The 22,935-nt window shown below is 64.7% G+C and carries 24 protein-coding genes and 1 riboswitch; of the genes, 17 read left to right on the top strand and 7 right to left on the bottom strand.

Going from position 1 to position 22,935, the window contains the following annotated elements; all coding sequences use genetic code 11:
* Positions 1 to 77 precede the first annotated feature (77 nt).
* Positions 78 to 824: a hypothetical protein gene (locus tag SRB521_RS02950; protein ID WP_116721338.1), complete on the bottom strand. Its 747-nt coding sequence runs from the start codon at positions 822 to 824 to the stop codon at positions 78 to 80.
* A gap of 142 nt (positions 825 to 966) precedes the next feature.
* Between SRB521_RS02950 and SRB521_RS02945 the strand changes: the two genes are divergently transcribed.
* Positions 967 to 2,292 carry a glucose-6-phosphate isomerase gene (locus SRB521_RS02945; RefSeq protein WP_116721339.1) on the top strand — a complete coding sequence of 442 codons (1,326 nt, stop codon included), beginning with the start codon at positions 967 to 969 and terminating at the stop codon, positions 2,290 to 2,292.
* Positions 2,293 to 2,902: 610 nt separating this feature from the next.
* On the top strand, positions 2,903 to 3,316 hold the full coding sequence (locus SRB521_RS02940; RefSeq protein WP_033118945.1) for a hypothetical protein: 414 nt from the start codon (positions 2,903 to 2,905) through the stop codon (positions 3,314 to 3,316).
* A 192-nt stretch (positions 3,317 to 3,508) separates the two neighbouring features.
* Here SRB521_RS02940 and SRB521_RS02935 read toward each other — a convergent pair whose 3' ends face one another.
* From SRB521_RS02935 to SRB521_RS02910, 6 genes are all read right to left on the bottom strand, one after another.
* Positions 3,509 to 3,694: a hypothetical protein gene (locus SRB521_RS02935; protein ID WP_178388479.1), complete on the bottom strand. Its 186-nt coding sequence runs from the start codon at positions 3,692 to 3,694 to the stop codon at positions 3,509 to 3,511.
* Positions 3,695 to 3,702: 8 nt separating this feature from the next.
* Positions 3,703 to 4,578, bottom strand: coding sequence for a glycosyltransferase (locus SRB521_RS02930; RefSeq protein WP_075705674.1), 876 nt, complete (start codon positions 4,576 to 4,578; stop codon positions 3,703 to 3,705).
* A gap of 167 nt (positions 4,579 to 4,745) precedes the next feature.
* Positions 4,746 to 5,087, bottom strand: coding sequence for a CGGC domain-containing protein (locus SRB521_RS02925; RefSeq protein WP_052082868.1), 342 nt, complete (start codon positions 5,085 to 5,087; stop codon positions 4,746 to 4,748).
* A 6-nt stretch (positions 5,088 to 5,093) separates the two neighbouring features.
* Positions 5,094 to 5,870: an ABC transporter ATP-binding protein gene (locus tag SRB521_RS02920; protein WP_033118941.1), complete on the bottom strand. Its 777-nt coding sequence runs from the start codon at positions 5,868 to 5,870 to the stop codon at positions 5,094 to 5,096.
* The gene (locus SRB521_RS02915; protein ID WP_083631033.1) at positions 5,867 to 6,946 is read right to left on the bottom strand and encodes a FecCD family ABC transporter permease; all 1,080 of its coding nucleotides are present in this window, start codon (positions 6,944 to 6,946) and stop codon (positions 5,867 to 5,869) included. The genes SRB521_RS02920 and SRB521_RS02915 overlap by 4 nt, the downstream gene beginning before the upstream one ends.
* Before the next feature lies 1 nt (position 6,947).
* Positions 6,948 to 8,060 (bottom strand): ABC transporter substrate-binding protein, encoded by a 1,113-nt coding sequence (locus tag SRB521_RS02910; RefSeq protein ID WP_083631032.1) that lies wholly within the window; start codon positions 8,058 to 8,060, stop codon positions 6,948 to 6,950.
* A 179-nt stretch (positions 8,061 to 8,239) separates the two neighbouring features.
* Positions 8,240 to 8,360, bottom strand: a riboswitch (cobalamin riboswitch).
* Between the two features lie 190 nt (positions 8,361 to 8,550).
* Between SRB521_RS02910 and pyrE the strand changes: the two genes are divergently transcribed.
* From pyrE to mreB, 15 genes are all read left to right on the top strand, one after another.
* Positions 8,551 to 9,228, top strand: a complete 678-nt coding sequence (gene pyrE, locus SRB521_RS02905; RefSeq protein WP_058118702.1) for an orotate phosphoribosyltransferase — start codon at positions 8,551 to 8,553, stop codon at positions 9,226 to 9,228.
* Positions 9,229 to 9,270: 42 nt separating this feature from the next.
* The gene (locus SRB521_RS02900; protein WP_116721340.1) at positions 9,271 to 9,972 is read left to right on the top strand and encodes a JAB domain-containing protein; all 702 of its coding nucleotides are present in this window, start codon (positions 9,271 to 9,273) and stop codon (positions 9,970 to 9,972) included.
* 144 nt (positions 9,973 to 10,116) lie between these two features.
* The gene (gene uvrB, locus SRB521_RS02895; protein WP_058117014.1) at positions 10,117 to 12,084 is read left to right on the top strand and encodes an excinuclease ABC subunit UvrB; all 1,968 of its coding nucleotides are present in this window, start codon (positions 10,117 to 10,119) and stop codon (positions 12,082 to 12,084) included.
* A 102-nt stretch (positions 12,085 to 12,186) separates the two neighbouring features.
* Positions 12,187 to 12,324: a UvrB/UvrC motif-containing protein gene (locus SRB521_RS02890; protein ID WP_165366544.1), complete on the top strand. Its 138-nt coding sequence runs from the start codon at positions 12,187 to 12,189 to the stop codon at positions 12,322 to 12,324.
* 102 nt (positions 12,325 to 12,426) lie between these two features.
* On the top strand, positions 12,427 to 12,564 hold the full coding sequence (locus SRB521_RS02885) for a UvrB/UvrC motif-containing protein (RefSeq protein ID WP_165366543.1): 138 nt from the start codon (positions 12,427 to 12,429) through the stop codon (positions 12,562 to 12,564).
* Between the two features lie 134 nt (positions 12,565 to 12,698).
* Complete coding sequence (locus tag SRB521_RS02880; RefSeq protein ID WP_129868770.1) at positions 12,699 to 13,112, top strand: transposase; 414 nt, start codon at positions 12,699 to 12,701, stop codon at positions 13,110 to 13,112.
* Complete coding sequence (locus tag SRB521_RS02875; protein ID WP_116721344.1) at positions 13,109 to 13,408, top strand: TIGR04076 family protein; 300 nt, start codon at positions 13,109 to 13,111, stop codon at positions 13,406 to 13,408. The genes SRB521_RS02880 and SRB521_RS02875 overlap by 4 nt, the downstream gene beginning before the upstream one ends.
* A 14-nt stretch (positions 13,409 to 13,422) precedes the next feature.
* On the top strand, positions 13,423 to 14,196 hold the full coding sequence (locus tag SRB521_RS02870; RefSeq protein ID WP_116721345.1) for a hypothetical protein: 774 nt from the start codon (positions 13,423 to 13,425) through the stop codon (positions 14,194 to 14,196).
* 46 nt (positions 14,197 to 14,242) lie between these two features.
* Entirely contained in the window at positions 14,243 to 17,068 is a 2,826-nt protein-coding gene (uvrA, locus tag SRB521_RS02865) for an excinuclease ABC subunit UvrA (RefSeq protein ID WP_075705234.1), read from the top strand.
* Positions 17,069 to 17,368: 300 nt separating this feature from the next.
* Entirely contained in the window at positions 17,369 to 17,890 is a 522-nt protein-coding gene (locus tag SRB521_RS02860) for a COG2426 family protein (RefSeq protein ID WP_242976489.1), read from the top strand.
* Positions 17,891 to 17,935: 45 nt separating this feature from the next.
* Positions 17,936 to 18,268 carry a glycosyltransferase family 2 protein gene (locus tag SRB521_RS02855; protein WP_242976490.1) on the top strand — a complete coding sequence of 111 codons (333 nt, stop codon included), beginning with the start codon at positions 17,936 to 17,938 and terminating at the stop codon, positions 18,266 to 18,268.
* 16 nt (positions 18,269 to 18,284) lie between these two features.
* Positions 18,285 to 20,525 (top strand): SF1B family DNA helicase RecD2, encoded by a 2,241-nt coding sequence (gene recD2 / locus SRB521_RS02850; RefSeq protein ID WP_075705233.1) that lies wholly within the window; start codon positions 18,285 to 18,287, stop codon positions 20,523 to 20,525.
* Positions 20,526 to 20,767: 242 nt separating this feature from the next.
* Positions 20,768 to 20,944: a hypothetical protein gene (locus SRB521_RS15990; protein WP_165366542.1), complete on the top strand. Its 177-nt coding sequence runs from the start codon at positions 20,768 to 20,770 to the stop codon at positions 20,942 to 20,944.
* Positions 20,941 to 21,645 carry a ComF family protein gene (locus tag SRB521_RS02845; protein WP_058117008.1) on the top strand — a complete coding sequence of 235 codons (705 nt, stop codon included), beginning with the start codon at positions 20,941 to 20,943 and terminating at the stop codon, positions 21,643 to 21,645. The genes SRB521_RS15990 and SRB521_RS02845 overlap by 4 nt, the downstream gene beginning before the upstream one ends.
* 136 nt (positions 21,646 to 21,781) lie before the next feature.
* Positions 21,782 to 22,807 (top strand): rod shape-determining protein, encoded by a 1,026-nt coding sequence (gene mreB / locus SRB521_RS02840; protein WP_116721347.1) that lies wholly within the window; start codon positions 21,782 to 21,784, stop codon positions 22,805 to 22,807.
* Positions 22,808 to 22,935: the final 128 nt, after the last annotated feature.

Genomic DNA, 22,935 nt, shown 5'->3' with positions numbered 1-22,935 from the left:
TGTAAAAACCGCCTCCCCGGCGCGTCGAACGCCGGGGAGGCGGTTTTTTGGTCTTGCTCAGGGTTCGACCGGACCCGTCACTCCTGGACGGTGAGGCCGCAGGCGCCCCCGTCCTGGTTGGACAGCGCGCCGATGAAGTAGACGACCTCCACGGTGGCCGCGGGGTCCCGGACAAACTGATAGCGGTCATAGCTGGCCGGGGTCCGGTCGGACCAGTCCAGGCCCAACTCCACATACTCGATCCCGTTGTCATAGTCGGTGATGTCGTCCAGCTCGCCCAACTGCAGCGTACCGGACCCGGTCATGGAGCCGGTGTTCACCACCACGGTGCCCGCCGCGTTCAGCACGGCCCCTCCGGAGACGGAGATCTCGCCCATGTTGTACACGGAGTACCCTGTGTTCTGCAGGTACAGGGTGCCGCTGGCGACCTTGATAGTACCGTAGTTGTAGCTCTTGCCGCTGATGACGGTCCTGGTGGCGGAGCTCTCCACCAGGCCGCCCGCCTCCACGGTCAGGCCGCCGTTGACCTCCACCCGGCCCCGCTGACCGCTGATGGTGACCGTGCCGGCGAAGACGTTCTCGCCCGCGGCCTCCGGGTCCCGATCAAAGTAGAGGACGCACTGGTTGCGGATGGCGCCGCCCTGGGCCAGGGTGACGCCGCCGCTGCCGATGGTGAGGGAGGCACTCTGGATATTCAGATACTTCTCCGGGCGCAGGGTGAGGGCGCTCTTACCGTCCTCCAGCGCCGCGGTGACGGTTTGCTCCGCCTCCTCGCCGGTCTGGGCGTCATAGGTCCATGCAGACTTTGAAAACCATTTTAGCATTCTGAACCCTTCTGTCAACCTCTTCCTGAAAAACAACCGTTATTTTTTACCCTTTTCCGGCAAGATTTCCTCTGGGCAAGGGCGGCACGTTCGTGTATACTGGGTGCGAAGCAGATATCGCCATGTATGAGGAGGTTTTATTATGCTCAAAATAGACCTGACAAGCGCCGCCGGCTTTCTGCCCGACGACTGGTTCTCCAGCCGGGAGGCGGGCCTGGCGCAGGCCCGGACCATGCTCCGGGACCACAGCGGCCCCGGCGGCGACTTCACCGGCTGGGTGAGGCTGCCGGAGGAGTACAACCGGGAGGAGTTTGCCCGCATCCAGACCGCTGCGGAGAAGATCCGCTCCGACTCCCAGGTGCTGGTGGTAGTGGGGATCGGCGGGTCCTATCTGGGGGCCCGGGCCGTCATCGAGCTCATGGGCTCCGCCGATCACAGGCTGGCCCGGAACGCGCCGGAGATCTTCTTCGCCGGGAACGGCCTGTCCACCGACGCGCTGTGCGAGCTCATCGACTATTTAAAGGACAAGGACTTCTCCGTCAACGTCATCTCCAAGTCCGGCACCACCACCGAACCCGCCGTGGCCTTCCGCATCTTCAAGGCCCTGTTGGAGGAGCGGTACGGCCGGGAGGGCGCCCGCGGGCGCATCTATGCCACCACCGACGCCCGCAAGGGCGCGCTCAAGGGGCTCGCCGACAGCGAGGGGTACGAGACCTTCGTGGTGCCCGACGCCGTGGGCGGGCGCTACTCCGTCCTCACCGCCGTGGGGCTGCTGCCCATCGCTGCAGCGGGCATTGACGCCGCCGCCCTGATGGAGGGGGCCCGGGAGGCCATGGAGGCGCTGGACGTCCCCGGCGCGGACAACCCCGCCTGGCAGTATGCCGCCGCCCGCAACGCCCTCTACGGCGCTGGAAAGGCCATCGAGCTGCTGGTGGGCTACGAGCCCTCCTTCCGCTTCTTCGCCGAGTGGTGGAAGCAGCTCTACGGCGAGAGCGAGGGCAAGGAGGGCCGGGGCCTCTTCCCCGCCAGCGTGGAGTTCACCGCCGACCTTCACTCCATGGGCCAGTATATCCAGCAGGGCGCCCGCATCCTGATGGAGACGGTGGTGCGCTTCCGCACCAGCCGCCGGGAGCTCCTGGTCCCCCATGACCCGGACAACGTGGACGGGCTCAACTTCCTCTCGGGCAAGAGCCTCCAGTTCGTAGCCGAGCAGGCCATGCGGGGCACCCTGCTGGCCCATGTGGACGGGGGCGTGCCCAACCTGGTGGTGGAGGCCGAGGCCCGGGACGAGCGGACCATCGGGCAGCTCATCTATTTCTTTGAATACGCCTGCGGGCTCTCCGGCTATCTCCTGGGGGTGAACCCCTTCGATCAGCCCGGCGTGGAAGCCTATAAGCAGAATATGTTCGCCCTCCTGGGCAAGCCCGGGTTTGAGGCCCGGCGGGCCGAACTGGAGCTGCGCCTGTAAGAGCCGGCCGTCCACCGGACTTCCCTCTTGCCCAGGAGACTCGGCGCGCAGCGCCGTCCAAGCGTTTTGGCCCCTCCAAAACCTTGCCGCAGGCGGAATTCATTTCCGCCGAGGAAGTCGGATCCAAAGGGGTCCCCGCGGGATGGAACATCCCGCGGGGATGCAAGCCCGGGTTTGAGGCCCGGCGGGCCGAACTGGAACAGCGCCTGTAAGAGCCGGCCGTCCACCGGACTTCCCCCTTGCCCAGGAGACTCGGCGCGCAGCGCCGTCCAAGCGTTTTGGCCCCTCCAAAACCTTGCCGCAGGCGGAATTCATTTCCGCCGAGGAAGTCGGATCCAAAGGGGTCCCCGCGGGATGTTCCATCCCGCGGGGATGCGAGCCCGGGTTTGAGGCCCGGCGGGCCGAGCTGGAACAGCGCCTGTAGGAAACTCCGTCCACCGGACAAAGGGCCAGGCGGCCGGGCGGTCTTCAGATAAGTCCAAACGTCCGCATCCCTCCCCATGAATTTTTCGTGAACTTGTGTAAATCAGTTGAAATTTTTATGGGGAAATGGTAACATAGTGACACAAGCCGGAGACCGCTCCGGCGGACATTGTAAGGAGTGATCAAGATGGTTAGAGTGATCATGGGGGTCAAAGGCACCGGCAAGACCAAGCAGATGATCGATCTTATCAATACCGCAGTGCAGAACGAGCACGGCAACGTGGTCTGCATCGAGCGGGGGCCCAAGCTGACCTACGACATCAACTATAAAATCCGTCTGGTCGAGGCCAGCCACTACGACATGAAGGGCTATGAGTTCCTCAAGGGCTTTATCAGCGGCCTGTACGCCGGGAACTACGACATCACCCATGTCTTTATCGACAGCCTCACCAAGATCGTCCCCAGCGAGGCCACCAGCCTGGAGGTGGAGAACTTCCTGGACTGGCTGAACAATTTTGGCGAGGACAACAACATCAAGTTCACTGTCACCATCAGCGCCGACGAGAGTTTAGCCTCCGACGGTGTGAAGAAATACTTCTGAGCCAAGCTCTCCGGCCCGTCAGGCGGGCGGAGGACCCTGCGTGGCCAAAAAAGAGCTCCCGCACCCCATCTGGGATGCGGGAGCTCTCCTTGTCCACGGGAAAGCCCCTCCCTGGCCTCCCCTGAGGGAGCTGGGGAGGGGCTCTTTCGGTGCGGCTTCCCAGCATCCGCCAAGGGGGAGCGGGGGTTGGCCTCAGAATTTATAGGGAGACTCCTGCTCGATATGGATGTGATGTCCACTGTAGTTGCCGGGGATGTGAATGGCCTGGAACTTGGCTGCCTCCAGCACCTTGGAGAAGGAGACTCCGGTCTTGAAGCCCATCTCGTTCAGCATCCAGACCATATCCTCGGTGGACAGATTTTTGTACTCTTTTCCCACCCGGGCCGTCAGCCCTCCTGTCCGGCCCGCCGTCCGGCGGCGCTTCTCCCTCGGCGCTCCACGCCCTCGCCGGGCAGGGTCAGCCCGTCCACCGCCGTGGAGATGAGATAGCGGTAGACCTTTGCCTTCTGTTCGTCGTAGAGGTCCAGGTCCTGGTAGAGGTCCTTGTAGTAGTCGAAGGTGGTCCGCTTCATCTCGATGGTGCGCCGGAGGGTGGCCTGGGTGCTCACCAGGCTGCCCGGGCGCTTGATGTAATAGTAGAGGGGTCGGGGCACCGCCGCCACCAGCCGGACGGAGCGGATATACTCCAGGTTGAAGAGGAAGTCCTCCCCCCAGGCCACCTCCCGCTCGAACCGCAGGCCCCGGCTCTCCACGATGGAGCGGCGGTAGAGCTTGTTCCACAGCACGCCGTAGTAGTAATTGGCCGGCGCCTTCACCATCTCCCGGGCGAACTCCTGCCGGGTGAGGAGCCGCTCCCCCTTGATATGGCCCCGGACGGCCTGCCGCTCCCCGTCCACCCGGTAAAAATGGGAGAGGACCAGGTCCGCCCCCATGGCCTCGGCGGCGTGGACCAGGGTCTCCGTGGCCTGGGGGTGGATGCGGTCGTCCCCGTCCACGAACTGGAGATACTTCCCCCCTGCCAGGGTCAGGGCGGCGTTCCGGGCGGCGGAGACCCCGGCGTTCTCCTGCCGGAGGAGGCGGAAGCGGGGATCGGCCACCGCCATATCCGCGCAGACGGCGGAGGAGCCGTCGGTGCTGCCATCGTCCACCATCAGCACCTCCAGGTTCCGCCAGCTCTGGCGCTGGATGCTCTCCAGGCACGGGGAGAGATAGGATTCCACATTATAGACCGGGACGATGATACTCACCAGAGGTTCGTTCAAGGAGGGCACCTCGCTACTTCATAGATTCAGAGAGACCGCGCTTGTCTTGTCTGGACATTATACCATACGCCGGCGCAAGAAACAATCGCGGCCTGCGGCGGAGTCCATGCTCCGTTCCAAGCACAAGGGGGCTCCCGGCGATCCGCCGGGAGCCCCCTTGCTCCGTTTCAGGCCCGTTCCTCCAGCAGGCAGACCCGCAGGCCCCGGGCGGACAGCGCCGTCAGGATCGCCTCCTTCCGGGGACAGGCCCGCTTTTCTCCCGTGACGCAGGCGGCCACGTGGACCTCTTCCACACCTGCGCCGGACAGCTTGTCCAGCTTTTTCTGAAAGGCCTCGTCGGAGGCGGGGTCGCACTCGCACCCGTTGCACGTGGCAAAGGCGGCCAGGCGCATCTCCCGGTCCCCGCGGCCGGAAAAGGACCGCTCCCGCCGGTGGAAGAATCCCAGGCAGTCCACGCCGCCGCAGGTCTCCGCCGCCTTCCGGCAGGAGAGGATTGCAACCGCATCCATCCCCGCTCACCCCCTCTCCAGCCGCCGGGGGACGATGTACCGGGCGCCGTCCAGGGGTGCGAAGCCCACCTCCACGCCGAAGATGTCCCGGATGTTGGCCCCGTCCAGCGCCTCCTGGGGGGACTGGGCCCGATAGACGGTCCCATCCCGCAGGAGCACGGCCTGGTCGGCGTACACAATGGCCAGATTCAGGTCGTGAAGGATGGTGATCACCGTGATGCCCCGGCCGGCGCTGAGCGCCTTGACGATCTCCATGGTCTCCTGCTGGAAGCGCATATCCAGGTTGCTGGTGGGCTCGTCCAGCAGCATGACCCTGGGGCGCTGGGCCACCGCCCGGGCGATAAACACCCGCTGGCGCTCCCCGCCGGAGAGCTGGTTGAGCTGACGCATGGCGTACCGGGACAGGTCCATGGACTCCAGCACCTGCCCGGCGATGTCGTAGTCCTCGCTCTTCAGCCGTCCCTTTCGGTGCGGCACCCGCCCGGAGAGCACGGTTTCCAGCACGTTGAGGCAGCTTCCGCCCGCCTGGGCGTTCTGGGGCACATAGCCGATGAGTCTGGCCCGTTCTCTGGCGGTGAGGCCCCCCAGGTCGGTGTCGTCGGCGAACACCCGGCCCGACTGGGGCCGGAGGATGCCGTTGATGCACTTGAGCAGGGTGGTCTTTCCCGCGCCGTTGGCGCCCAGCAGGGCGCAGAGGGAGCCGGAGGGCACCTCCAGGTCCACCCCCCGGAGCACCTGCCGCTGTTTGTAGCCGAAACACAGGCCCTGTATGGAGATCTTCACAGCACCCGCTCCTTCCGGTCCCGCAGGATGAGGTAGACGAACACCGGCACGCCGATGAAGGAGACCACGATCCCCACGGGGATGACCACCGGGGAGGCCACGGTCCGTCCCACCAGGTCGGCCAGGATGAGCAGACATCCGCCCAGCAGGGCGCTGACCGGGAAGAGGACCCGATGGTCCCCGCCCACCAGCAGACGGGCGATATGGGGGGCCACCAGACCCACGAAGCCGATGACCCCGGTGAAGCTGACCACGGTGGCGGCGATGAGGGTGATGAGCAGCCCGGAGACACAGCGCAGCCGCCCCACATTGACCCCCAGGGCCACGGCGCTCTCATCCCCGGTGGTGAGCAGATTATAGTGCCATGCCCGGGAGAAGAGGATGGGCAGGGAGACGCCCAGCACCGCCGCGGTGAACAGGATCTGGGGCCAGGTGGACTGGGACAGGCTCCCGAAGGTCCAGTTGACAATGGCGGTGAGCTGCTGCTCGTTGGCGATGTACTGCATCCCGGCGTTGAGCGCGGAGAAAAAGTAGTTCAGCGCGATACCCACCAGTACGATGGTGGTGCTCCCCAGCCCCTTGGCGGAGGAGATGCCGTACACCAGCGCGGCGCACAGGAAGGCCAGAACAAAGGCCCCGAACACGGTGGTGAGCTGGGTGGTGCCCATGAAATTGAGGCCGAAGACGATCACCACCGCCGCGCCCATAGCGGCGGCGTTGGAAAGGCCGGTGGTGAAGGGGCTGGCCATAGTGTTGCCCGTGATGGCCTGCATTACCAGTCCGCTCACTGCCAGCCCGATCCCCGCCAGCAGCGCCATCACGATCCGGGGCAGCCGCAGGTGGAGCAGGACGGTGAGCTCCGTCCCGCTCAGGGGCCGGGCCTGGAGGGCGAGGGAGGGGAAGGCCGTGGCCAGCAGCCGGGCCGGGGTGACCTCCGCCACCCCGGCAAAGCAGCTCACCACGAAGGCCGCCAGCGTGGCCGCCGCCACCGCCGCGGCAAAGAGCGCCTTGAGCCGCCGGTAGCTCCTGATCTCCTCCCCCAGCGCGGGGCCGGGCGTTTCCACATACAGGGACATATCAGGGCAGGCGGTAGACGTGGCCCTCGATGGGGCCGACTTCCTGCATGGACATCCACTCGTCGAACACGGCGTCGGGGTCGATGTCCGCGCACTCGTCCGGATAGAGCCAGGTGGCGGTGTACAGGGCGCCGATGAGCTTGCCCAGGCCGCCGGCACAGAAGCCGGTGGTGCAGTAGAGGTTCTTGTTCTGGACGGCCTTCAGGTCGGACCAGCCGGGGCGGCTGACCATCTCGGCGGTTATCTCCTCATACATCTCCTGGGTGGGGGGCGTATACACGCCGGTATTCTTCAGGGCCGGGCCCGAGCTGGTCTTGATGATGAGGTCGGGGTCGGCCAGCAGGATGGCCTCGGGGTCGATGTCCTTGCCCGCCAGGCTCTCGTCGCCGAAAATGTTGATGGCCCCGGCGGAGACCAGCATGTTGTGCCAGCCGTCGTTGGAGGTGCCGGGGATGCAGGTGGTGTAGGGATCGCCGTACTCCCAGTAGACGGTCTTTTTCTCGGCCACGTTGGCCAGGCATGCGTCCAGCTTCTGCTGGTTCTCCTCATAGAACGCCCTGAGCTCGGCCGCCTTCTCCTCTACATCGAAGATCCGTCCCACGGCCTCGATCTGGTTGACCAGGTCCGCGTTGTCCCAGCCGGTGACCACCAGCACCTTGATGCCGAAGGGCTCCAGCATCTCCTGGTCCTGCTCATAGGTGCCGTTCTTAGGGGTGATGAGGACCTGAGCTCCCAGATCCACGATCTTCTCGTAGTTCAGCTCGCTCTGGCCCTTGCCGATCACGTTGTCAGGGTCGAACTGGCTCCAATAGACCCGGTCCTGGGCGGTATTGGTGTCCACGGCGATGACGCGGTCAATGGCGCCGCAGGCGCGGATCAGCTCGCTGTTGTAGCGGTTGGCCACCACGGCCCGCTCCACAGGCCAGGGGATCTCCACTTCACGGCCCAGGCCGTCCACCACCACCTTCGTGGTGGGCTCTTCGGCGTCGGGCGTGGCGGTGGGCGCTGTGGTCCCGGTGGGTGCGGGGGTGCTCTGGGCCTCCTGGCCGCCGCAGCCGGCCAGGAGGGAAAGGCTGAGGGTCAGCGCCAGGAACAGGGCGAGGGTTCGTTTCATGTCGGTTCTCCTTCTCTGTTTTAAAATATGTAAGGCCACAGGGCGCGTTCCCGCGTCCCGCAGCGGCTTACAGGCAAAAAAAGATTTCCTGTCGGCACAGCAGCGACAGGAAATCTCGGGCATAAAAAATTCCGTCCTCTGATGGTCCGTCAGATTACGACGCAAGGCATTCTGTCCAAGTATCCTGGCTCGGGTTCCCCGCCGCCGTGCGACTTCCCAGACCCCTCGGGTCCAGTGTCCTGACTGCACAGCGGCTCCCCCTTACAGTGGCGGCACCGCACCGGAATTACACCGGTTTCCATAAAACAGAAGCGTATATTTAATTCTATATTTTAGTATAAGCCTCCTTCCGTGGTCTGTCAAGAAAAATTCCCGGCCCGGCCCCTTTCCGCGCGTCTTTTTCCACCCCACTTCCTCCTTGTGCGCCCCCTTCAATAGTGATATAATATTTCGACTGAAATCGAAACAAACTGGAAAGGGGCCAATGCTCATGTCTCACTCTTATAAGGAAGCGTTCATCACGTTCATGGTGCGCTCCGGCGTGCTCACCTTCGGCGACTTCACCACCAAATCCGGACGCAGGACCCCCTACTTCATCAACACCGGCAACTACAAGACCGGCGCCCAGGCCAGCCAGCTGGGGGACTACTACGCCGCCTGCATCCAGGAGCACTTCCCCGACGGGGTGGACTGCCTCTTCGGCCCCGCCTACAAGGGCATCCCCCTGGCGGTGGCGGCGGCCTCCTCCCTCTACCGGAACTACGGTCGGGACCTCCCCTACTGCTTCAACCGCAAGGAGGCCAAGGACCACGGCGAAGGCGGGGTCATGGTGGGCTACAAGCCCCAGGACGGCGACCGGGTGGCCATTGTGGAGGACGTGGTCACCGCCGGCACCGCCGTGCGGGAGTCCATCGCCCTTTTCCAGCAGGTGGCCGACGTGTCCATCCGGGCCCTCTTCGTCTCCGTGGACCGCATGGAGCGGGGCACCCGGGACTGCTCCACCCTGGACGAGCTCCGGGAGGATTACGGCATCACCGTCTGCCCCATCGTCACCGTCCGGGAGATCATCGCCTTCCTCCACAACCGGGAGGTGGACGGCAAGGTCTATATCGACGACGCCGTAAAGGCCCGCATGGAGGCCTACCTGGCGGAGTACGGGGCCCGTTGAGCGCCGGCGGCGGGCGGGGCCTTTCAGAAAGGGGGCGGCGGCGTGGGACTCCATGACGGACACCGCAAACGGCTCAAGGCCCAGTTTCTCTCCCACGGGGAGGATTTTCACGACCACCAGCTCCTGGAGCTTCTGCTGTGCTACGCCATCCCTCAGGGGGACGTGAACGAGCTCTCCCACGCCCTGCTGGAGCGGTTCGGCTCCCTGGCCGGCGTCATGGACGCCCTGCCCGAATCCCTCCGGCAGGTCCCCGGGGTGGGGGAGCACACCGCCGTCCTTCTCAAGCTGGTGCCCAAGCTGGCGGGGCGGTACGACCGGGACCGGGCCAGCCTGGGCACCGTCCTCAACTCCACCCGGGCCGCCGGGGAATTCCTGGCCCCCTATTTTCGCCAGGGCGCCCGGAACGAGATGGTCTATCTGGTGTGTATGGACGCCAAGCGCAAGGTGCTGGGCGTCCACAAGCTGGGCGAGGGCTCGGTGAACGCCGCCGACATCACCTCCCGCAAGGTGGTGGAGACCGCCCTGGCTCAAAATGCCACCACCGCCATCCTGGCCCATAACCACATCTCCGGCCTGGCCCTCCCATCCCAGGCCGACCTGAGCACCACCCGCAGACTCCGGGCCGTTCTCCGGGAGGTGGGGGTGGAGCTCTCCGACCACCTCATCTTCGCCGACGACGACATGGTCTCCCTCCGGGACAGCGGCCTGTTTGAGTGGTACGGGGCGGAGCCGCCGGATTTTTAATGGAAGGCCCTTGGGCTTCTTTTCCCCTTGCAATAGAACATTTGTTTTGATATAATATCGGACGGATGTACGATTTCCACCCCCTATGGAGGCGGCGGCAGGCCGCCCCTTTGGAATTTTACGCCTGTAAGGAGGTCTCTGCCCGTGCCTGATTTCAAAGTCGTCTCCCCCTATGAGCCCGCCGGGGACCAGCCCGAGGCCATCGCGGCCCTGGCCGCGGGCATCGAGAACGGGCTGAGCGAGCAGGCCCTGCTGGGCGTCACCGGCTCCGGCAAGACCTTCACCATGGCCAAGGTCATCGAGAAGGTCCAGAAGCCCACCCTGGTGCTGGCCCACAACAAGACGCTGGCCGCCCAGCTCTGCGCCGAGTTCAAGGAATTCTTCCCGGACAACGCCGTGGAATATTTCGTCAGCTACTACGACTACTATCAGCCCGAGGCCTATATCCCCCACACCGACACCTTCATCGAGAAGGACTCCGCCACCAACGATGAGATCGACCGGCTGCGTCTCTCCGCTACCGCCTCCCTCATCGAGCGGCGGGACGTCATCGTGGTCTCCTCCGTCTCCTGCATCTACGGCCTGGGCGAGCCGGACGACTATGCCAAGATGATGGTCCCCCTGCGGGTGGGCGCCGAGTTCCCCCGGGATGAGCTCCTCAGGCGCCTGGTGGAGATCCGCTACGAGCGCAACGACATCGCCTTTGAGAGGAACATGTTCCGGGTGCGGGGGGACACGGTAGAGGTCTGGCCCGCCTATTTCAAGGATACCGCCATCCGCATCGAGTACTTCGGCGACGAGATCGACCGCCTCAGCGAGATCAATGTGGTCACCGGCACCCCGGTCCGGCGGCTGGAGCACCTGCCCATCTTCCCCGCCAGCCACTACATCACCCCCAAGGAGAAGATGGACAAGGCCATCGGGGAGATCTACCGGGAGCTGGAGGAGCGGGTGGCCTTCTTTGAGTCCCGGAACATGCTGGTGGAGGCCCAGCGCATCAAGCAGCGCACCCTCTACGACATTGAGATGATGCAGGAGCTGGGCTATTGCTCCGGCATCGAGAACTACTCCCGCGTCATCGCCGGGCGGCCCGTGGGTTCCGCCCCCATGACCCTGATGGACTACTTCCCCAAAGATTTTCTCCTGTTCATCGACGAGTCCCATGTCACCCTGCCCCAGGTCCGGGCCATGTACAACGGGGACCGGGCCCGCAAGACCACCCTGGTGGACTACGGCTTCCGCCTCCCCTGCGCGTTTGACAACCGGCCGCTGAAATTTGAGGAATTCGAGCAGCGGGTCAACCAGGTGGTGTACGTCTCGGCCACGCCGGGGGAGTATGAGCGCACCCGGGCGGGGCAGATCGTGGAGCAGGTCATCCGCCCCACCGGACTGCTGGACCCCCGCATTGACGTGCGGCCCGTGGAGGGCCAGATCGACGATCTGATCGGCGAGATCAACGACCGGACGGCCCGGAAGGAGCGGGTGCTGGTCACCACCCTCACCAAAAAGATGGCGGAGGACCTGACCGCCTATCTGAAAAACGCCGGCATCAAGGTGCAGTATATGCACCACGATATCGACACCATCGAGCGGCAGGAGATCATCCGGGACCTGCGGCTGGGGACCTACGACGTGCTGGTGGGCATCAACCTCCTGCGGGAGGGCCTGGACCTGCCGGAGGTGAGCCTGGTGGCCATTCTGGACGCGGACAAGGAGGGCTTCCTCCGCAGCGAGACCTCCCTCATCCAGACCATCGGGCGGGCCGCCCGGAACGCCGACGGCCTTGTGGTCATGTACGCCGACAAGATGACTCCCTCCATGATGGCGGCCATCGGCGAGACCGAGCGGCGGCGGAAGAAGCAGGACGCCTATAACAGGGCCCGCGGCATCGTGCCCAGGACCATCATCAAATCCGTTCGGGACGTCATCGAGCTCTCCGCCGAAGAGGAGGAGACCGAGCAGCTCATGCGCCGCAAGACCAAGCTCTCCAAAAAGGAGCGGGACGCCGCCGTGGAAAAGCTGGAAAAGGAGATGCGGGAGGCCAGCAAGCGGCTGGAGTTCGAGTACGCCGCCGTCCTCCGCGACCGCATCATTGAGCTGAGGGGTCAGTAGCCTCCCGCAGCTCTTGGGGCCCCATCGCAGATGGGGCGGCGCGATAAGCGCCGCGCAAGCGTTTTCCCCGCAGGGGAAAACCTTGCCGCAGGGGCAATTTATTTGCCCCGAGGATGTGAGATCATTCGGGGTCCCCATGCGGCTTTGCCGCATGGGGCGATGCGGGAGGCCAGCAAGCGGCTGGAGTTCAAGTACGCCGCCGTCCTCCGCGACCGCATCATTGAGCTGAGGGGTCAGTAGCCTCCCGCAGCTCTTGGGGCCCCATCGCAGATGGGGCGGCGCGATAAGCGCCGCGCAAGCGTTTTCCCCGCAGGGGAAAACCTTGCCGCAGGGGCAATTTATTTGCCCCGAGGATGTGAGATCATTCGGGGTCCCCATGCGGCAAAGCCGCATGGGGCGATGCGGGAGGCCAGCAAGCGGCTGGAGTTCGAGTACGCCGCCGTCCTCCGCGACCGCATCATCGAGCTGAGATGGAAGTAATTTTATTTTGTGATTGGGACCACCGCATATAAAGAGGTGATAAAATGGGCCGGCTTCACAGGCTGCCAAACTATGACTATGGGCAGGAAGGCTGCTATTTTATCACTTTCTGTACCAAGAGAAGGGCCCCTATATTGTCCCGGATCGTGGGGCGCGACGACCCCGGCGCGCCATACCGCCCGGAACTTCTGCCGGCCGGCCGAATTTTGGACCGCTATCTCCAAATGATCCCCACTGCCTATCCGAATATCACCATGCACCATTCTGTGATCATGCCAAACCATGTCCATCTGCTCCTGTCCGTCGATGCGGGGGAACATACGGCCGAAGGCGCGCCGAGGTCGTCGCGCCCCACACAATTGGTGCCGCGCATGATCACCGCCCTCAAGCGCTTTACAAATCAGGACATGCAAAACGACCTCTGGCAGGGCGGCTTCCACGACCACATCATCCGCAGTGAGGCCGATTATCTGCGGATATGGGCATATATGGACCAAAACCCGGCCAAGTGGCGGGAGGACCGCTATCACGAGGAGGCGTATCCATGAAAAGGCCGAGAATCCGGATCACGCTGATCGACAGGAAGGGTCCCTGCGGCTGCCACAGGGGGCACAAGGTGGGGGACAGCTTCGACTTTGACACGGAACGGGGACAACTGTGCCCCATGGCCATGCACGTGGCCTTCCCCTATGTGGACATCCTGCGCTACGGCGGCGCGCTCCCCGGCCAGGAACCGGGTACCGCCGTATTCGCCTGCCCGGATGTGGACACCCTGAATATATTCCGGATCGAACGTACGGACCCCCTGGACGCCCCCGCCGACGGAGGCGTATCCTCGAGCTGAAAGGAGCGTGTGTGATGTCCAGATGGAGGGCCATCCCCCTGTTTCAGAGGGTCCTGCTGGTGATGCTGGCCGCGATGCCGGTTTTCTTTGCGGCGCTCTACTTCATCCTCAACGGCCGGCTCGGCGTGGAATACGGCGGCTCCCTGCTGCTCCGGTCTGTTCAGGGGGAAACCACGCTCTATGCCGGCCGGGTGGATGGGAAGGAGGCCGTCTTTGCGGTCTCTCCCGACGGCAGGGTGACATACCGTTTCGACGGCGGCGACTATGGCCCTTATATCGTCGTCGAGGACCCCGGCGCCGTCCCCCGGGACCACGATATGGCCGATGTGCTCACCGGTGTGGAGGTGCGCCGCGGGGATGAGATCCTGTTCCGGGGCGGCTGGCTGGACGGCGGCATTTCCGTGCTGATCGATGAGAGCGGAGCGCCTGTGTCCACTTTTTCCTTCTCCTGGCACGCCGGCGGCAAAGCCTATGGTCCCGACGGGCAGGAGATGGATTCCTCCCACGAGCCTTCGGTCTCCTTTCTTCTCACTCTGGTGCTGTCGCCCGTCCTCAGGCACCGGGGGGACATATCCCTGTATTGGCTGGCCACCTGTCTGGCCACCGTCGGCATCATTTCCATTCTGTTTGCCGACCGGCTCTTCCGCCGGAATCTCGGATTCCTCATCCGGGACCCGGAACTGGCCGAGCCCTCCGACTGGGAGCTGTTCGGCCGCCACCTGGGCTGGATCGTCTGCACCGGCGGCGCGCTGATCGGCTATTTGGTCGGCGTTTTTTCCATCGTTTGACCTCGACTTTCTCCCCTGTGGAAAGATATAAAGGAGCAACAGAGCTATGCTAGACCACATCTCCGTCAAAGGCGCCCGGGCCAACAACCTGAAAAACATCGACGTCACCATCCCCCGGGACAAGCTGGTGGTGCTCACGGGCCTCTCCGGCTCCGGCAAGTCCTCCCTGGCCTTCGACACCATCTACGCAGAGGGCCAGCGCCGGTACGTGGAGTCTCTCTCCTCTTACGCCCGGATGTTCCTGGGCCAGATGGAAAAGCCCGACGTGGACTATATCGACGGCCTCTCCCCCGCCATCTCCATCGACCAGAAGACCACCTCCAAAAACCCCCGCTCCACCGTGGGCACCGTCACCGAGATCTATGACTATCTCCGCCTGCTGTGGGCCCGGGTGGGCACCCCCCACTGCCCCAAGTGCGGCAAGGAGATCCGGCAGCAGACCGTGGACCAGATCATCGATCAGGTGATGACCCTGCCGGAGGCCACCCGCATCCAGGTCATGGCCCCCGTCATCCGGGGCAAGAAGGGCGAGCATCAGAAGATCTTCGAGGACGCCCGGAAGTCCGGCTACGTCCGGGTCCGGTGCGACGGGTCCATCTACGACCTCACCGAGGAGATCAAGCTGGACAAGAACCGGAAGCACAGCATCGAGGTGGTGGTGGACCGGCTGGTCATCAAAGAGGACGTCGCCCGCCGCCTCACCGACTCGGTGGAGACCGCCGCCGGCCTCTCCGGCGGCCTGGTGGTCATCAACATCGTAAACGAGGACCGGGACCTTCTCTTCTCCCAGAACTACGCCTGCGAGGACTGCGGCATCTCCATCGAAGAGCTGGCCCCCCGCATGTTCTCCTTCAACAACCCCTTCGGCGCCTGTCCCACCTGCACCGGTCTGGGCAGCCAGCTCAAGGTGGACCCCGCCCTCATCATCCCCAACCCCGGTCTCTCCATTCTGGAGGGCGCCATCTCCGCCTCGGGCTGGAACAACGTGAAGGGGGACTCCATCTCCCGCATGTATTTTGAGGCGCTGGCCAAGCAGTACGGCTTCAAGCTCACCACCCCGGTGAAGGATCTGCCCCCCGAGGTGCTGGACGTCATCCTCCACGGCACCAGGGGGGAAAAGCTGAAGCTCACCTACGACCGCGCCCAGGGCCAGGGCACCCTGTACCAGGCCTTTGAGGGCGTGGTCAACAATCTGGAGCGCCGCTACCGGGAGACCCAGTCCGACGCCATGCGCCGGGAGCTGGAGGACTGCATGTCCGAGCGCCCCTGCCCCGACTGCGGCGGCAAGCGACTGCGGAAAGAGGCCCTGGCCGTCACCGTGGGCGGCATCAGCATCCACGACTTCTGTCAGATGTCGGTGACCCAGGCCCTGGACTTCGTAGGCGGGCTCGAGCTCTCTCCCCAGAAGCTGCTCATCGCCGAGCGCATCCTCAAGGAGATCAAGAGCCGCCTGGGCTTTCTCCAGTCGGTGGGGCTCCAGTACCTCACCCTCAGCCGGGCCGCCGGGACCCTCTCCGGCGGCGAGAGCCAGCGCATCCGCCTGGCCACCCAGATCGGCTCCTCCCTCATGGGGGTCCTCTATATCCTGGACGAGCCCTCCATCGGCCTCCACCAGCGGGACAACGACAAGCTCCTGGCCACTCTCAAGCGGCTGCGGGACCTGGGCAACACCCTGCTGGTGGTGGAACACGACGAGGACACCATGCGCGCAGCGGACTATATCGTGGATATTGGCCCCGGAGCCGGGGTCCACGGCGGCGAGGTGGTGGCCTGCGGCACGGCCGAGGAGGTCATGAACACCCCCGGCTCCATCACCGGCGACTACCTCTCCGGGCGGCGGAAGATCCCCGTCCCGGCGGAGCGCCGGAAGGGCAGCGGAAAATTTCTCACCGTCCGGGGGGCGGCGGAGAACAACCTGCGGCACGTGGACGTGTCCATCCCCCTGGGGACCTTTACCTGCGTCACCGGCGTGTCCGGCTCCGGCAAGTCCTCCCTGGTCAATGAGATCCTCTACAAAAAGCTGGGGGCCGATCTCAACCGGGTGAAGGTCCGCGCCGGCAGGCACGACGCCATCGAGGGGGAGGAGTATCTGGACAAGGTCATCGACATCGACCAGTCCCCTATCGGCCGTACGCCCCGCTCCAACCCCGCCACCTACACCGGCCTCTTTAACGACATCCGGGACCTCTTCGCCTCTACCCCCGACGCCAAGGCCCGGGGCTACGGGCCGGGCCGCTTTTCCTTCAACGTGCGGGGCGGGCGGTGCGAGGCCTGCTCCGGAGACGGCCTCATCAAGATCGAGATGCACTTCCTCCCGGACATCTACGTCCCCTGCGAGGTCTGCAAGGGTAAGCGCTACAACCGGGAGACCCTGGAAGTCAAGTATAAGGGCAAGAACATCTACGAGGTGCTGGATATGACCGTGGACGAAGCCCTGCCCTTCTTTGAAAATCTGCCCCGCATCTACAACAAGCTCCAGACTCTTTACGACGTGGGCCTCTCCTATGTGAAGCTGGGCCAGCCCTCCACCGAGCTCTCCGGCGGCGAGGCCCAGCGCGTGAAGCTGGCCACGGAGCTGGCCAAGCGAGCCACGGGCCGGACCATCTATATCCTGGATGAGCCCACCACGGGCCTGCACACCTACGACGTCCACAAGCTCATCGAGGTGCTCCAGCGCCTGGTGGACGCAGGGAATTCCGTCGTGGTCATCGAGCACAACCTGGACGTCATCAAGACGGCGGACTATGTCATCGACCTGGGCCCCGAGGGCGGCGACGGCGGCGGCACCATCGTCTGCACCGGCACGCCGGAGGAGGTGGCCCGGTGTGAGGCCAGCTACACCGGCCAGTACCTGAAGACCGTGCTCAAGTAGAGGCCGGGGCAGACGATGCCCCATCGCAAGATGGCGCGCGCCGCTAGGCGCGTACAAGCGTTTTGGCCCTGGGCCAAAACCTTGAGCCGCCCGAATTCACTTCGGGCGGCTGAGATTCCATCGTGGCCCCCGGCGGGCCTGCGGCCCGCCGGGGAACTGCACCGGCACGCCGGAGGAGGTGGCCCGGTGTGAGGCCGGCTACACCGGCCAGTACCTGAAGACCGTCCTCAAATAGGCGGGCCGAGGTCCTGACCGAAAGACCAAAATTTCACAAAATTTTTATGGTTCCCTCTCTCACCCATGTGGTACAATATCTCCCATGAGGTGATCGTCGTTTTGGATCTGTTAGAGTGGCTGCAAAACAATCAGTTGGGCGAGATGGTCTTTACCACCTTGGTGTCCATGGTGCCGGTGGTGGAGCTGCGGGGCGGGCTCCCCTTCGGCGTGGCCTTGGGGCTGCCCTATTGGGCCGCCTATCTGTCCGCCGTGGTGGGGAACATCCTGCCCGCCCCCTTCATCGTCGTCTATATCCGGCGCATTTTTCAATGGATGCGCCGCCGCCTGCCCAGGCTGGACCATCTGGTGGACCGGCTGGAGGCCAAGGCCCACCTGAAGGGCCGGAAGGTGACGAAATACAAATATCTGGGGCTCATGCTTTTTGTAGCGGTGCCCCTGCCCGGCACCGGAGCCTGGACCGGCGCGCTGGCCGCCGCCTTTTTGGACATGCCGCTGCGGAAGGCCCTGCCCTCCATCTTCGCGGGCGTGCTCATCGCCGGGTTCCTCATCCTGGGCCTCACCTACGGCTTCACGTCCCTTTTTTAACGAAAACCCGCCCCCGCGCATAGAATGGCGCGGAGGTGGGTCATTTTGCTACACGCTGTTTTGGAGATCTTCCTGTCCCTGCTGGCCGTGTTCGGCCTCTTTTCCCTGGGGTGGCTGGCCTTTGGACGCATCCTGGCCCCCAAGGACTTTTACGCCCCCGCCTATGCCGTAGTCCCCGCCCGGGGGGACGGCGCCGCTCTGGAGCAGACCGTCCGGGCCCTGCTGTGGCTCCGGGCCGGGGAGCTCAGGCGCTACACGGTGGTCATCGCCGACGACGGACTGGACCCTCTGGGCCGGGCCGTCGCCAACGCCCTGGTGAGCCGGGAGCCCAGGGTGATCCTGTGCCCTATGGGCGCCCTGACGGAGTATTTGGTATGAAAAGGAGTTTTCCGCCTTGGAGGAGAACAAGGAATTGACGGTCCTGGAGGGCACGGTGGACTCGGTGGTTTTCCGCAATGAAGAAAACGGCTACACCGTGCTGCGCCTCACCGTGGGGGAGGGCGAACCGGTGACGGTGGTGGGCTGCATGCCCGGCGCCGCCCCCGGCGAGGGGCTCTCCGTCCAGGGAAGCTGGGGCCGCCACGCCTCCTATGGAGAGCAGTTCAAGGCTGAAATCGTGGAGCGCCGGGTCCCCGTGGGGGAAAAGGCCATCCTGGAATACCTGTCCTCCGGCGCGGTGAAGGGGGTGGGCTCCTCCACCGCACGGCGGCTGGTGGAGGAGTTCGGCGCGGATACCTTCACCGTGCTGGAGGAGCACCCGGAGTACCTCACCCGCATCAAGGGCATCACCCGGAAGCGGGCCCTCCAGATCGGGGACGCCTTCCGGCTCCAGATGGGCATGCGCCTGCTGCTGGCCTTTCTGGGGGAGCACGGCCTCCCCCTCCAGTTGGGCATGCCCCTCTACCGCCGGTACGGAAACCAGGCCCTGGACGTGCTGCAGGACAACCCCTACCTGCTGGTGGACGAGGAGCTGGGCGTATCCTTTTCCACAGCGGATCAGCTGGCCCTGGACCTGGGCACGGCGGGAGAGGACCCCCAGCGGGTGGAGGCCGGGCTCCTCTTCGAGCTCCGGCACAACCTGATGAACGGGCACACCTTCCTCCCCGCCCGCAAGCTGGCGTGGGCCACCGGCCAGCTTCTGGGGCTGGAGGACGGTCTGCCCCTCACCGAGGCCCTGGACGCCCTGACGGAGCGGGGAGAGATCGTGCGGGAGACCGTGGCGGGTGAGGACGCCTGCTATCTGGCCCAGATGCAGGAGGCGGAGGCCTATGTGGCCTTCCGACTCACCGAGTTCTGCCAACGGGAGCTGCTGCCTCCGGAGGGGCTCACGGGCATCATCGACCGCATCGAGGCCGCCCAGGGCATCCAGTACGCCCCCCAGCAGCGGGAGGCAGTGGGCATGGCGGCCTGGCGGCAGGTGATGCTGCTCACCGGCGGGCCGGGCACCGGCAAGACCACCTGCCTGCGGGGGGTGCTCGCCCTCTTCGACCACCTGGGACTGGAGACCGCCCTGTGCGCCCCCACGGGCCGGGCGGCCAAGCGGCTCAGCGAAGCCTGCGGCACCGAGGCGGCCACCATCCACCGCCTGCTGGAGACCCAGTTCGACCAGCACACGGGGGAGCTGGTCTTTGCCCACGGCGAGGACGAGCCCCTGGCCGTGGACGCCGTCATCGTGGACGAGACCTCCATGGTGGACATCCCCCTCATGCGGGCCCTGCTGGCCGCCCTGCGGGGGGACTGCCGCCTCATCCTGGTGGGGGACCCGGATCAGCTTCCCTCCGTGGGGCCGGGGAATCTGCTCTCCGATCTGCTGCGCAGCGGCCAGGTGCCCACGGTGCGCCTCACCGAGATCTTCCGCCAGGCCGCCCAAAGCGCCATCGTCATGAACGCTCACCTGGTGGACCGGGGAGAGGTGCCCGACCTGCGGAACCAGTACAGGGACTTTTTCTTCCTCCGCCGGCGGGACCCCCTGCGGACGGCGGAGACCGTGGTCGAGCTGGTCAGGACCCGGCTGCCCGAAAAAATGGGCATCCCGGAGGATCAGATCCAGGTGCTCTCCCCCACCCGCCGGCACCAGAGCGGCACCTTTTCCCTCAACCAGATGCTCCAGGCCGCCCTCAACCCCCCGGAAGAGGGCAAGGGGGAGCGGCGGTTCGGCTCTTATCTCTTCCGCACCGGGGACCGGGTGATGCAGGTGCGGAACAACTACGACCTCATGTGGAAGGAGTCTGGGGGGCTGGGCGCCGGTATGGGGGTTTTCAACGGGGACATCGGCCGCATCACGGAGATCGACCCCAGGGGGGATCGGATCACTGTGGACTTCGACGGGCGGGTGGTGGAGTACGCCCCCGATATGCTGGGGGAGCTGGAGCCCGCCTACGCCATGACCGTACATAAGGCCCAGGGCAGCGAGTACCGGGCGGTGGTGCTGGCGGTGTGCGACGGCGCCCCCCTACTCCTTACCCGAGGCGTGCTCTATACCGCCATCACCCGTGCCAAAGAACTCTTCATCCTGGTAGGGGATGAGGAAAAGGTGGTCCAGATGGTCCGCAACGACCGGCAGCAGCGGCGGTATTCCGGCCTGCGGGCCAGACTGGCCGCCGCGGAGGCCGGTCCACCTGTTCAGTCCCCCTAGGAGGGGGGACGGAGGGTTCCCCCCTCCGGGGGTGGAGGGGACCGCCCTCCGCGCAGCGGCCAATTGGTATCCAAAACCGTTTCTTTTTCAAAGGGAAAAAGAAATGGGTTTGGCCCCCGGAGGGCGTGCCCCTCCCCACCGGAGGATTGCCCAAATTTCAAGCCGTAAGAATGCACTAAAAATAATCTAATTTTTACTGCAAAAGATATGCTTTGCTTACCTGATGAACGGAGGCAAGGCATATGGAAAACCGAACGCATCTGAGCATCCGTATGGACGGAGAGCTCCACGACAAGCTGCAATATATCGCGGCCTATGAGGGGCGGTCGATGAGCCGTCAGGTCCTGCACCTCATTGCCGCCTGCATCCGCGCCTTTGAAAAGGAGCACGGCCCCATCGATCTGGAGGACAAGCCGTGAGCGGCGGGGCGTCGGTCCTGCTGGACCTGCTGTTCCCGCCCCGGTGCGCCTTCTGCCGCGCCCTGCTGCGCCGTGGGGAGTCCGGCCTGTGCCAGCGCTGTCAACGGGAACTGCCCTGGATCTCCGGCCCCGCCGCCGAGCAGAAGCCGGAGTTCGTCTCCCTGTGCGCTTCCCCGCTGTGGTACGAGGGCGCGGTGCGCGCGTCCTTTCACCGCTTCAAATTCAAAGGCCGCAGCGGCTATGCCCAGGTCTACGGGCGGCTGACGGCCCAGTGTGTCCGGGATCACTTGTCCGGGCGGTACGATCTCATCACCTGGGTCCCGCTGTCTCCGGAGCGGCTGAAAAAGCGGGGTTACGACCAGGCCATGCTCCTGGCCTGCGCCACCGCTCTGGAGCTGGGGGACGTGGCAGTGGAGACTCTGCGGAAGGTCCGGGATGCCGAGGCCCAGTCCGGCCTCGCCGGAGGAGCCGGAGCCCGCCGGGCCAACGTACTGGGGGCCTATCAGGCCGCGGACCCGGAGCTGGTGGCCGGACGGCGGGTCCTCCTCATCGACGACGTGATCACCACCGGCGCCACCATCTCCGAGTGCGCCCGTACCCTGCGCACCGCGGGCGCCGCCGACGTGCTCTGCGCCACCCTGGCCCGGACCCCCGGACCGCAAAAAGAGCGGCCTTCCGCCCCCTTTCCCCCTTCTTTTTGAAATTGAGGTTGAAATGCGTCGGAACACCCGATATAATAAATAGGATCAACCGTACATATGCTGATAGCAAAGGGGATACATTATGGGTCTCTGGGCTAAAATAAAGGAAAAGCTTCACAGATTTCGAGGTGCTGGTATGTTCGCAAAAGACATCGGTATCGATTTGGGTACCGCTTCCATTCTCGTATACGTCAAGGGCAAGGGCGTGGTGCTGCGGGAGCCCTCCGTGGTGGCCATGGACAAGGACAAGGGCACCCTGCTGAAGGTGGGCACCGACGCCCAGCAGATGCTGGGCCGTACCCCCGGCAACATCGTGGCCATCCGCCCCCTGCGGGAGGGCGTCATCTCCGACTTCGACATGACCGAGCGGATGCTCAAGGAGTTTATCCGAAAGGCCGCCTCCTTCCGTCTCTTCAAGCCCCGGGTGGTCATCTGCGTGCCCTCCGGCATCACCGAGGTGGAGGAGCGCGCCGTGGTGGACGCGGGCATTCAGGCCGGCGCCCGGCGGGTCTTTCTCATTGAGGAGCCCCTGGCCGCCGCCATCGGCGCGGGCATCGACATCACCAAACCCGACGGCCACATGATCGTGGACATCGGCGGCGGCACCACCGATATCGCCGTCATCTCCCTGGGCGGCATCGTGGAATCCACCTCCATCAAGATCGCGGGCGACCAGTTCGACGAGGCCATTATCAAGTACATACGCCGGAAGCACAACGTGCTCATCGGCGAACGTACTGCGGAAGAGATCAAGATGCAGATCGGCTGCGTCTTCCCCCGGCCCGAGGAGCAGACCTTCGAGGTCAAGGGCCGCTGCCTCATGACCGGCCTGCCCCGGGTGTTCACCGTCACCTCCTCCGAGATGATCGAGGCCTTCGAGGAGGTCTCCACCCGCATCCTGGAGGCCATCCACGGAGTGCTGGAGCGCACGCCCCCTGAGCTGGTGGCCGACATCTCCACCAACGGCATCGTCATGACCGGCGGCGGCAGCCTAGTCTGGGGCTTCGACAAGCTCATCGAGTCCCACACCGGCATCGAGACCCATGTGGCCGACGACGCCATCTCCTGCGTGGCCTACGGCACCGGCAAGAGCCTGGAGTGGGTGGGCGATATGCAGGACGGCACCATGAACATCTCCCGCCGCAAGCAGATGAACAACTGAAAACGCCGCTGCTCTCTTGGGGCGAATGTACTGTATGGAAAGAGGCCGGACGCATCTGCGTCCGGCCTCTTGGCTTTTGAGCTGTCAAACTCGGGCAGCGCGGCGGCCCTCCTCCAGTCCAGTATAGG

Origin of the sequence: Intestinimonas butyriciproducens, from assembly GCF_004154955.1 — a bacterium.
In the GTDB taxonomy this organism is placed as follows: Bacteria; Bacillota; Clostridia; order Oscillospirales; family Oscillospiraceae; genus Intestinimonas; species Intestinimonas butyriciproducens.
The sequence above is the reverse complement of the archived record's forward strand: the minus strand, read 5'-3'. Positions and strand labels throughout refer to the sequence as shown.